The 15,510-nt window shown below is 38.7% G+C and carries 13 protein-coding genes; 6 read left to right on the top strand and 7 right to left on the bottom strand.

The window, feature by feature from the left end; translation table 11 throughout:
• The first annotated feature begins 223 nt into the window (after nt 1-223).
• The 4 genes from GR160_RS14145 to GR160_RS14130 all read left to right on the top strand — a co-directional run bounded on the left by GR160_RS14145 (nt 224) and on the right by GR160_RS14130 (nt 5,694).
• A complete protein-coding gene (locus tag GR160_RS14145; RefSeq protein ID WP_160750541.1) occupies nt 224-3,385 on the top strand; it encodes a lamin tail domain-containing protein in 3,162 nt (1,053 codons plus the stop codon).
• A gap of 183 nt (nt 3,386-3,568) precedes the next feature.
• Nucleotides 3,569-4,027 (top strand): DUF1801 domain-containing protein, encoded by a 459-nt coding sequence (locus tag GR160_RS14140; RefSeq protein ID WP_160750540.1) that lies wholly within the window; start codon nt 3,569-3,571, stop codon nt 4,025-4,027.
• A 90-nt stretch (nt 4,028-4,117) separates the two neighbouring features.
• The gene (bshA, locus tag GR160_RS14135) at nt 4,118-5,251 is read left to right on the top strand and encodes an N-acetyl-alpha-D-glucosaminyl L-malate synthase BshA (protein ID WP_160750539.1); all 1,134 of its coding nucleotides are present in this window, start codon (nt 4,118-4,120) and stop codon (nt 5,249-5,251) included.
• Complete coding sequence (locus GR160_RS14130; protein ID WP_160750538.1) at nt 5,248-5,694, top strand: protease complex subunit PrcB family protein; 447 nt, start codon at nt 5,248-5,250, stop codon at nt 5,692-5,694. The genes bshA and GR160_RS14130 overlap by 4 nt, the downstream gene beginning before the upstream one ends.
• A 63-nt stretch (nt 5,695-5,757) precedes the next feature.
• Here the strand turns inward: GR160_RS14130 and GR160_RS14125 are convergent, their stop codons facing one another.
• From GR160_RS14125 to GR160_RS14110, 4 genes are read right to left on the bottom strand one after another with little or no spacing between them, the layout of a single operon-like run.
• Entirely contained in the window at nt 5,758-6,489 is a 732-nt protein-coding gene (locus tag GR160_RS14125) for a head GIN domain-containing protein (protein WP_160750537.1), read from the bottom strand.
• 27 nt (nt 6,490-6,516) lie between these two features.
• Nucleotides 6,517-8,322, bottom strand: coding sequence for a PspC domain-containing protein (locus tag GR160_RS14120; RefSeq protein ID WP_160750536.1), 1,806 nt, complete (start codon nt 8,320-8,322; stop codon nt 6,517-6,519).
• Between the two features lie 2 nt (nt 8,323-8,324).
• Nucleotides 8,325-8,657, bottom strand: coding sequence for a PadR family transcriptional regulator (locus tag GR160_RS14115; RefSeq protein ID WP_160750535.1), 333 nt, complete (start codon nt 8,655-8,657; stop codon nt 8,325-8,327).
• 19 nt (nt 8,658-8,676) lie between these two features.
• The gene (locus GR160_RS14110) at nt 8,677-9,441 is read right to left on the bottom strand and encodes a GIN domain-containing protein (protein ID WP_160750534.1); all 765 of its coding nucleotides are present in this window, start codon (nt 9,439-9,441) and stop codon (nt 8,677-8,679) included.
• Between the two features lie 35 nt (nt 9,442-9,476).
• Between GR160_RS14110 and GR160_RS19505 the strand changes: the two genes are divergently transcribed.
• Complete coding sequence (locus GR160_RS19505; RefSeq protein WP_255478524.1) at nt 9,477-9,608, top strand: hypothetical protein; 132 nt, start codon at nt 9,477-9,479, stop codon at nt 9,606-9,608.
• A 39-nt stretch (nt 9,609-9,647) separates the two neighbouring features.
• On the opposite strand, the gene GR160_RS14105 is transcribed toward GR160_RS19505, so the two are convergent.
• Nucleotides 9,648-10,100: a DUF4870 domain-containing protein gene (locus GR160_RS14105; RefSeq protein ID WP_160750533.1), complete on the bottom strand. Its 453-nt coding sequence runs from the start codon at nt 10,098-10,100 to the stop codon at nt 9,648-9,650.
• A gap of 145 nt (nt 10,101-10,245) precedes the next feature.
• On the opposite strand from GR160_RS14105, the gene GR160_RS14100 reads away from it, so the two are divergent.
• Nucleotides 10,246-10,698, top strand: a complete 453-nt coding sequence (locus GR160_RS14100) for a DUF4442 domain-containing protein (protein WP_160750532.1) — start codon at nt 10,246-10,248, stop codon at nt 10,696-10,698.
• Nucleotides 10,699-10,765: 67 nt separating this feature from the next.
• On the opposite strand, the gene GR160_RS14095 is transcribed toward GR160_RS14100, so the two are convergent.
• The gene (locus GR160_RS14095) at nt 10,766-14,035 is read right to left on the bottom strand and encodes a T9SS type B sorting domain-containing protein (RefSeq protein ID WP_160750531.1); all 3,270 of its coding nucleotides are present in this window, start codon (nt 14,033-14,035) and stop codon (nt 10,766-10,768) included.
• Nucleotides 14,036-14,276: 241 nt separating this feature from the next.
• Nucleotides 14,277-15,491: a DUF1015 domain-containing protein gene (locus GR160_RS14090; protein ID WP_160750530.1), complete on the bottom strand. Its 1,215-nt coding sequence runs from the start codon at nt 15,489-15,491 to the stop codon at nt 14,277-14,279.
• Between the last annotated feature and the right edge of the window lie 19 nt (nt 15,492-15,510).

Below are 15,510 nucleotides of genomic sequence, written 5' to 3'. Positions count from 1 at the left end.
TTTGAATAAATAAGTTATTATATACTTAATAAAAATTAGTATTTGGTTAATTTACAGATTGTTGTCTGTAAATTTACGAAGGTTTTAAATTCATAACTTTTAGCTTAAGAAAGTATAATTATACACTTACATTAACACAACCTTGTTTAAGTGTAGGGGGAAAATTTGTTGGCTAAGTTTGTTAAGCAATTGCATAACAATAAATTCCAACAAATTATTACTTATGAAAACATTCTTACGCAAGGCGTTACGTAATGCCTTTTCGATGTCATTATTTATGGCTGCAACAGCGTCATGGGGACAGGTTTCGTTACCTGCAACTTCTCCTTTTTCAGAAAATTTTGATACCACTCCGGGTGCTGCAGGCACAACATATCCGGCAGGTTGGGTATCTTACAACGGTACTACGGCAGATAATGCCATGACCGTAGGTACGGGTACATCTACAGCCGGGGCTAACTACAATTATGGATCAAAAATAGGTATTCTTGGCTCAGGCAGTGCTTTTTCTACATCATCTATCGTTCTTGCTATTTCAAACACCACAGGTAAAGCAGGATTGTCTCTGTCTTATGATGTTATTAAAATTAGAGAGCAGGGCAGAAGCAACTCTTTTAACCTTGAAGTTAGTACTACATCGGCTACTACGGGCTATACAGCTGTAGTGGGTGGAGCCTATGCATCGGGTACAATTGCAGAAGGTACGGTTACGCCTTATGTAAACATAGATCTTTCTTCGGTAGATAATACAGCAGGCACAGTATGGATACGTTGGAGCTATACAGAGCTTGGCGGTTCCGGCAGCCGTGACGGTATTGCACTTGATAACGTATCGCTGTCATGGGGCGCTCCAACTGTTTTAACTGCTCCTGTGGCTGCTTTGGCTACTGCTGTTACAACCAATAGCTTTACTGCGAGATGGACAACTGTTGCAGGTGCCGATAGCTACAGGCTTGATGTAAGTGAGTCGCCTACATTTGTTAACTCATCTCCAACAACAGATCTTTTCTTTTCAGAATATGTAGAAGGATCAGGTACAAACAAATATCTTGAAATATATAACGGCACAGGTGCTGCAATAAACCTTACAGATTATAAAGTAAGACTGTACGCTAATGGTGCTGCCACTCCTACAAACGATGTGGCACTTACAGGAACAATTGCTAACGGTGCCACTATAGTACTTAAAAACAACACTGCTTCTGCCTATACAGGTGCGGCTACTGTAGTTGCTGCCGTGAACTTTAACGGGGACGATGCTATTGCACTTTATAAAGTTTCTACGGCTTCTAACGTAGATATTTTTGGCCGTATCGGCGAAGATCCGGGAGTTGCCTGGACAAGTACTTCTAACACGACCCTTGATAAAACCCTTGTTAGAAAACCGGGTGTATCTGCAGGTGTAACCGTTAACCCAACAAGCGGATTCCCTACACTGGAAACAGAGTGGGATGTGTTTAATATAGACGATGTAACTCATTTAGGCAGCCATACTTATGGAGGTATTACTTCATCTTATCTTTCAGGCTATGAAAACCTTACTGTAAATGATACACTTCAGGTTGTAAATGGTTTAAACCATTCTACTACTTACTATTACAGGGTTAGGGCAGCAGCTGGCAGCAGCGTTTCAGATAATTCTAATACAATATCTGTAACTACTTTAGCCAGTACAGCTCCTGAACTTACACTATCAGAACTTGCAAGTTTTGGCACTATATGTATCAATCAGGAAAGTATTCCTGCTCTACTAACAATATCAGGACATAATCTTACAACAGCCGATATTACTGTAGGCCCTGTTGACGGTTTTACATTCTCTGAAACTGAAGAAGGTACTTATACACCTACACTAACATTAGCACAATCTGGTGGAACACTTCTGGCAGATATATATGTTCGTTTTGAACCAATAGATGCAATTACTTACAGCGATACCTTGACTGTAGCGGGTGGCGGCGCTGCCGATGTTACTGCAAATGTTATAGGTGCAGGTGTTAATACACGCTCTACAGTATCACTTACTTCGGCTGATGCCTTAAGCATTTCTACTGCTTCAATTGTTGCAGAAGTTACTACAGAAGGATGTACCCCTGTAGAAGAAAGAGGTGTAGTTTACGGCCTTACTCCAAGCCCGCAACTAAATGCCTCAGGTGTATTAAACCAAACTTCAGGAACAGGTTTAGGATCTTACACTATATCTTTAACTGGCCTTTCATCTGGTACAGTTTATTATGTAAGGGCTTATTCTGTTAACGATGGCGGAATTTCATACAGTATACAAACTACAATAACTACACCGTCTGTAGGTACTCCTGTTGCTATAGATGCTACAGATGAAGACTCTGTTAGCTTTACTGCAAACTGGAACGCTGTTGCAGGTGCCGACAGCTACAGGCTTGATGTAAGTGAGTCGCCTACGTTTGGTAACCTTACCGCTGCTACAGATCTTTTCTTCTCTGAATATGTTGAGGGAAGCGCATCTAACAAATACATTGAAATATACAATGGTACAGGTGCAGATGTTGATCTTTCTGACTACAGGGTAAGACTATATGCTAACGGAAATACAACTGCAACAAATGATGTATTGCTTAGCGGTATATTAGAAAACGACGATGTACTTGTAATAAGAAACAGTGCTGCTACTATATATACCGGTACTGCTACTGTTAACGCTGCCGTAAACTTTAACGGAGACGATGCTATTGTTCTTTACAGAATATCTACAGCAACTAATGTTGACATTTTTGGAAACATTGGCGAAGATCCGGGTACTGCATGGTCTACAGCTACACACTCTACAGTAGATAAAACTCTTGTAAGAAAATCAACAGTACACGCAGGTGTAACCGTAAACCCTGTATCAGGCTTCCCTACACTTGAAACAGAGTGGGATGTATTAGATCAGGACGATGTAACATCTCTTGGTGCACACAACTATGCCGGTCAGACACCATCATTTGTAACAGGCTATGAAGATCTTTTGGTAAATGCCACCTCTCAGGAAGTTTCAGGCTTAAACGCTGCCACTACATACTACTACAGGGTTAGAGCCGTAGCAGGTAATACCAGCGTAAACTCTAATACAATAGAAGCAAATACTACAGCAGCTGCAAGGTTTGCCCTTAGAACAGCCGCTCCAAACGCTGCTGGTAATGAGGTAATGGTTTATAAACAAAATGGCGCTTTAACTATATCATCTTTAGGTGAAACTGTTCGAACAGTAAACGTATTTGATGTTAACGGCAGATTGCTTTTTACTTCTGATAAATTCAATGATAACGAAATTACTTTATCAGGTATCAGCATGTCTCAGCAAGTACTTATTGTAAAGGTTGGTACAGAATCAAACCAGACAGTAACTAAAAAAGTGGTTTACTAAGGTTCTTTTAAACCAAATATTAATAAACTTACCCTTTCCTAAACGGAAAGGGTATTTTTTTTTCAACTATTATAATGGATTGCAAGGCAGATTATTATTTATCAATGCATTTGTTTGGTTACTCTATTGTCTTTAATGATTTGTGTTACTTTTTCCTATTTTTGATGTAAAATTATTATAGTGATGCAATCTACAGCTCTGTCTCCCAAAAAATACCTTGATGAGTTGCCTGCCGAAAGAAGAGAGGCAATGCAAAAACTTCGCAGTATTATTAATGCTAACTTGCCACAAGGCTACAAAGAAGGTATGGGGTATGGTATGCTTGGATGGTCTGTTCCGCATGAAACCTATCCGGCAGGTTACCATTGCACCCCGGAACAGCCATTGCCTTTTTTAGGGATTGCCTCCCAAAAGAATTTTATTGCCCTTTACCACATGGGCATATATGCCGATAAGAAACTGCATGATTGGTTTGTGGCTGAATATCCTAATCATGTAAAAACAAAACTTGATATGGGTAAAAGCTGTATCCGGTTTAAAAAACCTGAAAATATTCCTTTTGAATTAATAGCCCAACTGGTAAGTAAAATGACCGTACAGCAATGGGTAGAGCTGTATGAATCTAACTTAAAAAGACATTGATTTAACGGGGCAATTATTACGTTAATTATACTTTAAAAACGGTTTTGGCCGTTTTTTTTCGTTAATTTCGTTACTTTATTACAACACATCATGAAAATTGCATTAGTATGTTACCCCACTTTTGGAGGTAGCGGCGTTGTGGCTACCGAATTAGGCTTAGAACTGGCGCGCCGCGGACACGAAATACACTTTATAACCTACAGGCAGCCTGTCCGTTTAGCTACCTTAAATCCAAATATACATTACCACGAAGTACACGTTCCTGAATATCCGTTGTTTCACTATCAGCCTTATGAGCTGGCGTTGAGCAGCAAATTGGTAGATATGGTAAAGCTTCATAATATTGAACTGTTACATGTACATTATGCAATACCTCACGCCTATGCAGGCTATATGGCCAAAAAAATGCTGAAAGAGCAGGGCATACGCATACCAATGGTAACTACGCTTCACGGTACAGATATTACACTTGTGGGTAACCACCCATTCTATAAGCCTGCTGTAAGTTTCAGTATTAACCATAGCGACGTAGTGACATCAGTATCTCAAGATCTTAAAGATGATACCTATCGTTTGTTCGACATTAAACGCGAAATTTTTGTAGTGCCTAATTTTATTGAGGTTAGCCAGGATAAATTAGCCGGAAATCCCTGCAAGCGCTCCATGATGGCTACAGACAATCAAAAAATAATAACGCATATAAGCAATTTCAGGCCTGTAAAACGCATACCCGATGTTATAAAGATATTTTTTGAGATACAAAAAACAGTACCATCCCGATTAATGATGGTAGGGGATGGACCAGAAAAAGCTGCCGCCGAAAGCCTCGTTGATGAACTTGGAATTACTGATAAAGTTGTGTTTTTTGGCAATAGTCATGAAATTAATGAGATACTTTGTTTCTCTGATCTGTTTTTACTCCCGTCGCAAACCGAGAGTTTTGGTCTTGCAGCGTTAGAAGCTATGGCTGTGGGTGTGCCTGTTATATCTACAAATGCCGGAGGATTGCCGGAGGTTAACCGTGATGGTTATTCCGGTTATATGGGCAATGTAGGAGATGTTGAAGGCATGGCGCAAAAGGCAGTTTCAATTTTATCAGACGATATAAAATTAGCACAGTTTAAACAAAATGCCCTTAAGGTAGCACAGGAGTTTGATATTCAAAAAATAATTCCGCTATACGAAAACATTTACCGCAGGGCTTTAAAACAGCAATTTGTATGAAACGATTTTTAGCAATAGGTTTATTTGCCATAGTTGTTGCGGCATGCAAAACGGCCGCTCCTCAAATTGGCGGAGAAGGAACTTTTGATGTTTTGAAAAAGGAAAGCATTGGAGGAAGAGAGAAGCAGGGCAATGATGTAATTACTTCTCAAAGTCAATTGAACGCACTTTATTCTGAACTTAATCTTAGTGATGTACCTGAGATTGATTTTAAATCAAATAATGTGGTGGCTCTTTTTATGGGACAAAAAAATACAGGAGGATACAGTATTGATGTAGGAGCTGTTAATCTTACAGATGATGTTGCTACTGTACAGATAATTACTACAGCGCCACAAGATATGGCCATTATGGTTTTAACAACGCCCTACTGCATTGCCAAAATACCAAAATCTAAAAAGGTAGAGTTTACTAAAAGTGCCTCAACACCGGCAGCAGAATAAACTTTGAATTATCTTTATCAACGAACAAGGGCAGTCTTTTTAGACTGCCCTTGTTCGTTGATTTTATTCCTGGCTCACACTACCTCCCGAATTTTCTTCTGCTGAAAGTTTTTTAGGTGTGTTTACATAATTGATAGAACTCCCGCTACTGGCATCGGCACTAAGGCTTTCAGATGCATTAACCGTTGTTGTGCTTCCGCTGCTGGCATCGGCTTTTACATCTTTAGCTAATAAAGATTCGGCATTTAAAGAGCTGCCACTACTTGATTCGGTTTTTAACATGGTGGTTTTGCCGCTTACCCTTAAAGATGCTCCACTGCTGGTTTCAAGGCTTACATTTTTTGCATCTACACTAGCTTCAATATTGCTGCCACTGCTCGAAGAAAGATCTATATCGTCAGATTTTAGCATTGTTTTGCTTTTTAAAGTACTGCCGCCATTTGCCACAAGAGCTTCTATTTTGGGCAAAGTTACGGTTACCATACGGGCTTCGGCATTACCAATATTAACATCGGTAGATATTCTTAATTCGCTGCCTTTTAGCTCGGTTTTAATGTGCGGCTGCAGGTTGTCGTCTGCCTCCACAACTACAGTGCTTGTGCTGCCCTGAACAATGTAAACCTCAAGGCCGCCCTCAGCAGTAACCTGTGTAAAAGCACCTTCGATTTTTCGATCCTGTTTTATAACATTGCCGCTACCATCTATGGTTTTAGTGTTAAAACCGCATGAAGCAAATAACAGTGTTGCTATGATGGTAATTATTATTTGCGAAATTTGTACAATAAGTTTTATCATAATAGTAGTTGACTTTAGTTTATTTAATTACTCCTTAGTTGCCTCATCAAGTTTTTGTAATATCTTTTCCTGATCTTTTTTGGCTTTTCGCTTCATTTTTAGTTCAAACTCCCTGCTTTTGGCTTCTATCTCTTTTTCCTGGGCTTCAAGCTCCCTGTCCATAGCTTCTATTTCAGCGTCAGACATGTTCGGCTCCGGTGGCTCCGGTATATCCATTGCCTCAGCCATTTCTATACAGTTAAGGCAGTCTACCTTTGTGTTGCCCATTTTATATATATAGTCTTCGCCGTCAAACCACAGGTCAAAAAACTCATTGTCAGTGTCGTCATAGTCTTTCAGGCTACCATCAGGTTTGAACAAAGTTTCTTCGGGAAGGTACAAAAATATTTCCACACGCTGTGCATGATATTTGGCATTCGCACCTACAATACCCATAATAAGGTAATTGTCTAATGTTAGTGTATTTCCCTCAATTTTAAAGTTGTACTTAATGTTTTCGGCACTTTTTCTTGCATCAGAGATTGAAGCTCCCTCAGCAACTTTTTCAATTTGTACGTAAGGTTTTGCCTCATCTGTCTTTAGTACCTGAAAATGTATACGGTTGCTGTACATAACCCCATTGCCAAAGCTGTCCTGCTGTATTTTGAAATCAGAATAATCACGGCGCAACGATTTAGAAAAGAACTCGTTATTTTTGAACTTTATTTCCAGTACATCACCTTCTTTCAGGTTTATTTCCTGCTTGTTAACCATTTTGCCTTCAACTCCAAACTGAGATGACTGAAGCAGTATTAAATAAATTGCTGCGGCTAATGATATTAACCATAATGCCAATAGTGTTAGCCTTGTTAAATTGCCTATAGGTTTTAGGTTGTCTACCAGTATTTTTAAACCTAAAAGAAACAAGACAAATAACGGTATCCCGATCGAAAAGAACCCTATGAGGCACAATATAGACATAGGAACATTCGTGTAGTTATAACTCAGTACGTATGGATACCATGAAGGAGAAACCATAGTAGAGGAGAACAGCATTAGTATTAGAGTTATTAAAAGACCACCCAGTATAAGGGCGCTAAACACAGTAATGATAGCTCCTATTATTTTTGCAAATACTTTAAAAATGCCTAAAACCAATTTGCTGATGCCCGTGCCAACTTTTTCGGCACCGTTTTTTACATTATTGCCCAGTTTATCATAATCTACACTGTTTATTTTATCGCTAAGGTTGCTAAACTCTTCCTTAACTTTTTTTTCAATGTTAGAAATATTTATAGGTTCGCCGGTCATTTCAAGCTTTTCAGATGTTGTTATGGCCTTAGGTATAAGCACCATAAGCAACAGGTAAATAAGCAGGCTGGTACCAAACGACAGGAATAGAGATAGTATTGCAATTATCCTTATCCATAATGGGTCGATACCAAAATAATGACCAAGGCCTGCGCATACACCGCCAACCATTCCATTGTCGGTATCCCTGAAAAATTTCCTGGTTTTAGTGTAACCGTAGTTATAATTATAATTAAAGTTAGAACTGCTTTTCGCTCCGGTATTTTCAGCATTTTTTTCATCGTCTATACGATAGTCTTCCGGCTGGCCCATTACGGCAATAATATCTTCAACCTCACGAAGGCTTACTACCTGTTTTTCGTTCTTAAGCTTTTCGCTGAGAAGCTCTGCGATCCTGGACTCAATATCGCCCATAATCTCATCGCGTCCGTCTGGTGTAAGCGACTGCCTTATTGCATCAAAGTAGCGATTAAGCTTTTGGTAGGCATCTTCATCGATATGAAAAAAGAAACCTCCTAAATTTATACTTACTGTTTTGTTCATGGCTATGCTTTTTGGCTGGTTATTATGTTTACTGCGTCAGAGAGTTCTGTCCAGGTGTTGTTAAGTTCTTTTAAAAATATATGTCCTTCATCGGTAAGCCCGTAATATTTTCTTGGTGGCCCCGATGTAGATTCTTCCCATCTGTAGGTAAGAAAACCATCGTTCTTTAAGCGTGTCAGCAGTGGGTAAACAGTACCCTCAACTACCAGTAGCTTAGCATTTTTAAGCGTGTCGAGTATTTCAGATGTATAAGCGTCCTTTTCTTTTAATACAGAGAGGATACAGAATTCCAAAACGCCCTTACGCATCTGGGCTTTGGTGTTCTCAATATTCATAGGTTCTCAAAATTTAAAATTAATTTAGGTTCAGTTTATAGCTGTCCCTTTTTACAGCATAGGCATTGCTGCCAAAATCTGTTTTAATTGGTTCTCCATAATAGGTAACCGATGATGAGGCATCTACCTCGGTTTTAATAGAGCTGTTTGCATAAATGCTTACTGACGATGCCTTTTGTGCCTGTATTGTGGCTTCATGACATATAAATTTCCCGGCATTTAATGATCCGCTGCTGCATGTAATCTTTGCAGTATCAGTACTGCCACCTGTTCTTATATATCCGCCATTAACTATCTTGGCATGAAAATCTTTACTGTTAATAATGCCTCTAAAACCACCCCCCGATTGTGCTTCTATACTGCACCTGCCGGTTGTAGATAAAATAGCACTAAATGTAGCACCCGATGATAGATTAATATCTGCCTCTGTCAAATTGAGTTTGCCTGCAACCCGTATTGCTGCACCTGTAGAGGCTGTAAAATGGGTTACATTTTTTTGAGATACAAATACTTTTGCTACGGTTTGTGTTATTGCCTGATCGTCATTGTCCCGCAGGGTTATTTTAAGCGTACCGTTTTTATATGTTGTTACAATGTTAGCCAAATTTACAGTTTTATCTGTCGTTACTTTCAGTCCTAAAGTGTCGCTTTGTGTAAACACTACTTCAATGCCGTTCTTAACCTCTATGGCTGTTACTGCCTGTGCAGTTCTTGCTTCGGTTATCTGTGCCTGTGCACCCAGACTGATGAGGCCTGCAAATGCTGCAATAAAAAATTGTTTCATAACTGTTCGTTTTTTGATTGATGAATTGATGATTGATGATGATTTTGCCTGCTGCCGGCACAACAGACGGCGGATTGATGATGATGATTGATTTGATTGATGAAGGAACTCTACGCCTGTGTGCCGATACAGGCCTGCTTATTATTGATGATTGTTTGGTTTATTAATAAAGACGAATTGTGTTAGTAAATGGTTGTATATACTTGTTATTTAATAAATTTTATAGTTAGCGGATAATTAAAATTTTCTCCGTTTGTGTTTTTAACAGCGGCATATAATATCAGAAAGAACTCGGCAACTTTCATTACTATAAATAAAAATGCTGCCATAATACCTACCAATGCCATATTTGTAATACTTCCTGTATTGAATTGCTCAATAACCCAATGACAGCTGTTTACATAATTAAATTTGGCAATGTTAAACAGGTTATATACAAAAACAGGAATTGCTATTGCAAATAAAACTATCGTATAAATTAGAAGGCTTAACTGAAAGTTGATGGCCTGTTTGCCGTTATAATCTACAAATTTAGAGTCGTTTTTCTTTACGCTCCATATCAATACAGGAAAGATAAAATTGCCTAACGGAAAAAAATACTGCGCATAAGCACTTAGCTGTAAAAGAGTTGCGGTAGTTTTATTTACTGGGGTTTCCATAGTATGTGTTTATCTATATTAATATTCTATGCAAATATATGGTTATTGTATGGTAGTATGCAACGCATAGTACTTATATTTAACAAAAATTTAACATTTTAAAATATGCTTAATAAGCTGTATATTAGCTTTAAAAACAAATTCTATGGAATTTACGCCATTAAAACTTAACATTTTTTTGCTTCTAAAGCTGCCCAGTGCCTATTTTACGGGGGTTAAGGTAAAGCAAATATCTACACAACAGTGCAGAGTTACAGTAAAGCACCGTTGGATAAATCAAAACCCTTTTAGCTCTATGTACTTTGCAGTGCAGGCTATGGCGGCAGAGCTTACTACTGGTGCATTAGTAATGTATCATATAAAGAATAGCGGTAAAAAAATATCGATGCTGGTGGCTAATAATAAAGGAGGCTTTACTAAAAAAGCTAAGGGTAGAATAACCTTTACCTGCAATGAAGGTCATCTTATTGCCAACGCTATTGAAAAGGCTATTGCAACGGGCGAGGGGCAAACTTTCTGGATGAAGAGCATTGGGGTAGATGAACAGGGAGATAAAGTATCTGAAATGGATTTTGAATGGAGTATTAAGGTTAAATAATAATTTTAGAGGGCGTATATAAACCTAAGTTTTATATACGCCCTCTAAAATTTAAAGTTTCTGTGCACTATCTTATCAATGAGAAATGCCCGCGATATTCTTCTCCGTTTTGTCTTCTTACCATAAACCAGTAATCATCCGCCGGAAGTTTTGTTCCATTGAGAGTACCATCCCAGCCACGGCTGTTTGAGTTAAACCCTTCTATAAGTTTGCCAAAACGGTCATATATCTGTACTGTTAAGCCAGGCTCTGCGGCGGTAGAATATTTTATAAACCATGTATCGTTAACACCGTCTCCGTTTGGAGTGAAATATTTAGGATACATGAGCAGGTAAACAGTTTTATGGTCAAACCCACACCTAAACTGATCTCTTACATAGACTGTATATATGCCTGTACTAAGGTTTTCAAACACATTGCTTTCCTGAAAAGTAATCCCATCCAGCGAGTATTCAGGAAACATAGGTTGTGCTGTTGGTTTTATAGTAACGGTAATACTGTTGTTGTCTCCAAAATCATCAATATCAACTTTATCTATTTCCGGTACGGGTGACTCTATTACAGCAATGGTTTGAGATACCTGGCAGCCATTGGCATTGGTTACAGTCAATATATAGTTACCTTCTGCGCTCACAGTATTATCGGGTGTTGTAACGCCGTTAGACCATCTGTAAGATACAAATCCTCTTGGTGCATTAAGAGTAACACTTTGACCCGGACAAAAAGCTGCAGGAGTGCCAACATTTAATACAGGTGTGTCATAGAGTTGCAGTTCGAAAGCAATTGTTTTAAAACAACCCGGTGTGTCGTTACGAATTACACGGGCATAAACAGTTCTAGGCTCGGTAGTATAGCTGTCAGGTAAAGCTGCTGTACCTGCATCTGCATCTTCCTGTGTGATATGATATGTAACGGTATATTCGTTGGGATCCTGAGTTCCTAATATTCCTGCATTTTGAGATGGCAGATTAAATACATCTGTACCGTCGTTAGCCTCGTCGCACGCAAATAAAACACCGGGATCGTTAACCACAATAAGCGGCGTAGCGGCTTGTATGTCTATGTTAGGGTTTATAAACCTACCGCACGAATCGGTTATGTTTAGTGTATAAACAGCAGGTTCAAGATCGGTAAATATATTGTTCTCGCCGTTTTGTATAAGGTACGGAATACCATTCCTATGGGTAATTGTATATATAACAGGTGCAGTTCCATTGCTTACAACCTCCAGGTCTACCGGGTCGTCCGGGCAGCTTAGTATATTAGTCTCTAAAAGCTGAAGTCCCTGATATAAATCGAATGTATGTAATTGGGCCATACAGTCTTTTACCGGAATTCCCGAACCATACGTTTGATAATGTCTTAAAATGCGATAATTGCCAGACCATCCATTGGCTGAGATGGTATCTGAGATCGTTACAGCCATTGCATTTTGTGCGGTGGGTACACTACCTTCTGTATAAAGCTCTCCTGTTACGGGATGTCCCCAACTGCCCGGTGTTATTTTTTTTTGCAGCCAAAACTTCTCTTCGGGTGCATTACTTAAATAATCCAGAATAATGTCGTAGCTGTTGCAGCCCGGTATAACCTGAAGATTGTTTCTTGTAACCTGATAACCTGAAATTATTACAGAATAGTATCTCGGAAACTCCGGATTATAACATGCGTCTATGCCCATAAAAGCATACGACCCTGCAGGTACATTATCCATGTAAAAAACGCCGTCTGTAACATTAAAAGATACATCGTATGGCAGTTCATAAGGAAAACCTTCGGGAGCTCTTGTAATACGTACGCCTGTAAGCGGTGGATTATGTGTATCTATTTTTACAGTACCAAATCCGGGTGTGCAATCGGGGCGGGTATCTCCAACCATAACAGATGGTACAAATGGTCTTACCTGTATGGTTTGAGTCAGAGTATTATTACATTGGTCAGAAAGTTTAAATCCATAGTTTCCTGGTGGAAGTCCGGTAAGTTCAAGTTCATTATCGTTATTTATAAAAGCACTTACATCAAGAGGTAAATTAGGTTCAAATTCATAATTTTCAGGTGCGCTTGTCATAATAGCTGTTGTAAGGTTAACTTCTGTTACTCCATCATTAGCTATTAAATTAGCATTTAATCCTCCAAGGTTGTTTACACAGTCGTAGTTATACGATGAGTACTCTGTGTTAAGTGCACTCGTTAATGTAAAGAATACATTTTTCGTTGCTCCGCATGCATCGGTAATAGTGGCTCTGTAAAACCCTTTTGGGGCAGGCATATCGTAGCTTCCAAAATCTATCGAGTCTACCGTATAAGGCCCCGGATAGTTAGTGTTGTATAATTCAGGTACAAAGCTTTCAGGGTAACTATTAAAGGTAATTGTATATGGTGGCGTAAGATTTTCAACTACTACATTTAAATACTTTTGAGCACATTCTGCAGGCATATTATTACCTGTAGCTTCCATTTCCGGAATATAAATTTTAGGTTGTCCCGGTGGTGATCCAAAAGCGGTATGTTGCCTTCTACCACAAGGATATTCTACCCAAATGTCTACATCAAGATACTCTCCTCTTATGGCATAAGGCAATGTTTGGATTACTTCTACCCTCCACATATCGCCCGATGTTATAACCTGTTCTATCACAACATCAGCACTGCCATCAGGAGGATGTACTGTATATTCAACTGTAAGAGGATAAGGCATAGGTGACATATTCATTTCAGGGTCGGCAATTAGAAGCAGGCTGGTTTCAACCTCTTCTTCGCAGTTTAAATACATGCCGGGTATTTTTCTGGCAACACCAACACCAAAAACATCACCTTGTGCAATTGTACGATACTCGGTAACCTGACTGCCACAAATATCAGTAACAGTTATCCCATAATAACCGGGTGGCACATTTGTAAAATCTGGCGATGCCTGTGGAGGAAACAATGTGGGTAAATCTAAAATTTCGTAGGTAGCAGGTGTTCCTGAGGTTACATTAACAGTAAATGAACCTATCCCAGCGGGGCATAAAGGCGTAGTGTTTATTATACTAAATGCCAATTGAGAATTATCTTCTATGGTTGTTTGGGCTATAGCAGAAACTTCATTGCCTCCACTGTTTTGTGTGGCCGTAATATAATAGTTTGCTGCACTCAAACCGGTTACAGTGTTGTTTGTAGTTTGTGCAACAGGGTTGGCAATGTCCGGTAAAATATAAACATTATAGTTTATAGGCACGCCCGGTATCGCATTTTCTACAGAGAAAGTAAGCGAACCGGCAGTACTACACGTTACCTCAGTTGGGGTAGCCTGTAACGTAAAATTTTGGGCATAGCCAATGCTACCGCAAAACAGCAATAGCAAAACGATATAGCCGATGGTAAAATTATTTTTGATAACGCAATCTTTTTTAGCAATTTATAAACACGCAAGTTACCAAAATATTATGTTTATTTGTAATTTTTTAACTATTAAAGTAAAAGTGAATAGAATACTCAGTATGTTTTAAAATTTGGTAACAAATAATCAATGTGTAATAGCTGCTACAGTAATTTTTATGATAGTTTTACATCTATAATAGTGTCAAAAATCCAAATACTTACAGTTCATAAATAACTAAGCCACTCCTGAATTTTGGTTCTATATAAGTGCTTTTTGGTGGCATTATAAGACTATTGTCAGCAAGTTGTTTTATTTCGTTTATACTGGCAGGATAGAGCATAAAACCAATTTCATATTCACCACTATCCACTGTCTCTTTAATAGCAGTAATAGATTTGCTTCCGGGAATATAATCTATACGTTCGTCATTACGTAAATCATCTATTCCAAGCAGCGGTTTGAGCACTTTATCATATAGTATTTGTGCATCCAGCGAATCGCTGATTGAGTTAAATTCAGCATCTTTTAAAGCAAGTGCATAAAATTCTCCATCCAAATACATCCCGAAACTAAATTTTTGTTCAGGTTTCCATAACTCCAAATGTTTGTTCTCAACTGTAAAATCAGCAGATAGTGCAGTAAGTAACTGTTTTTTGGTTAAACCGTTGAGGTCTCGAATAATGCGGTTATACTCGTATATTTTAAGGTTGGTTTCGCAAATAAGGAAACTCATAAAATAGTCAAGATTAATATTGCCCGCCGCTTTATCCTGGTCATAAAGCATTTCGGCCGATGCCGAACGATGATGCCCATCAGCGATATACAGGCTTTTAATATTTTTAAATTGCTGTTGCAGCCAAAGTATTTCATTGGCGTCTTTAATACGCCAAAGCGTATGCTTGTCCCGATTAAGCGAAGAAAATAGATATAAAGGGCGCCTTTGTTTACGCTGTGCTATCCACTCCTGTAATTCAGTATTTTCAGGATAAGTAATAAGTACGGGTTCTGTATTAAAGCCTGTTAAATGAAGATAATCTTTAAAATACTCCACACGATACTCAAGCGTATCTTCGTGTTTTTTAATAACGTTGTTTTTATAATCTTCTATAGACGTCCCGGCAATTATACCTGTAAAGATCTGATTTTTACTTTGAATTTCGTATAAAAAGAAAACCGGTTTATCTTCCTGTTTTAATACTTCTTCGGATTTAAACTCTTCATACTTAGTATGAACCTGCTTAAAGCGTGTTGTTGCCGACGCTTTTTGCTGATTAATATAGGCGGGGTTGAGCACATGCAAAAATGAGAAAGGATTATAATCCAGTTGCGATGCCAGTTCGGCTGGACTGTATTCATCATAAGAGCGCGAAGTTACCAAACTCACTTTATCGCGTGTTGGCCTTACTGCTTTAAAAGGGACTATTGTTGCCAAAGATTTTGTTTTGGGTTTC

Source organism: Flavobacterium sp. Sd200 (assembly GCF_009826935.1).
Classification (GTDB): Bacteria; Bacteroidota; Bacteroidia; order Flavobacteriales; family Flavobacteriaceae; genus Flavobacterium.
The sequence above is the reverse complement of the archived record's forward strand: the minus strand, read 5'-3'. Positions and strand labels throughout refer to the sequence as shown.

Coding starts and splice junctions, on each gene's coding strand:
- GR160_RS14145 (WP_160750541.1), top strand. CDS start 224: ATGAAAACATTCTTACGCAAGGCGTTACGTAATGCCTTTTCGATGTCA.
- GR160_RS14100 (WP_160750532.1), top strand. CDS start 10,246: ATGGAATTTACGCCATTAAAACTTAACATTTTTTTGCTTCTAAAGCTG.
- GR160_RS19505 (WP_255478524.1), top strand. CDS start 9,477: ATGATGATTTTGCCTGCTGCCGGCACAACAGACGGCGGATTGATGATG.
- GR160_RS14115 (WP_160750535.1), bottom strand. CDS start 8,657: ATGAATATTGAGAACACCAAAGCCCAGATGCGTAAGGGCGTTTTGGAA.
- GR160_RS14120 (WP_160750536.1), bottom strand. CDS start 8,322: ATGAACAAAACAGTAAGTATAAATTTAGGAGGTTTCTTTTTTCATATC.
- GR160_RS14105 (WP_160750533.1), bottom strand. CDS start 10,100: ATGGAAACCCCAGTAAATAAAACTACCGCAACTCTTTTACAGCTAAGT.
- GR160_RS14125 (WP_160750537.1), bottom strand. CDS start 6,489: ATGATAAAACTTATTGTACAAATTTCGCAAATAATAATTACCATCATA.
- GR160_RS14140 (WP_160750540.1), top strand. CDS start 3,569: ATGCAATCTACAGCTCTGTCTCCCAAAAAATACCTTGATGAGTTGCCT.
- bshA (WP_160750539.1), top strand. CDS start 4,118: ATGAAAATTGCATTAGTATGTTACCCCACTTTTGGAGGTAGCGGCGTT.
- GR160_RS14110 (WP_160750534.1), bottom strand. CDS start 9,441: ATGAAACAATTTTTTATTGCAGCATTTGCAGGCCTCATCAGTCTGGGT.
- GR160_RS14130 (WP_160750538.1), top strand. CDS start 5,248: ATGAAACGATTTTTAGCAATAGGTTTATTTGCCATAGTTGTTGCGGCA.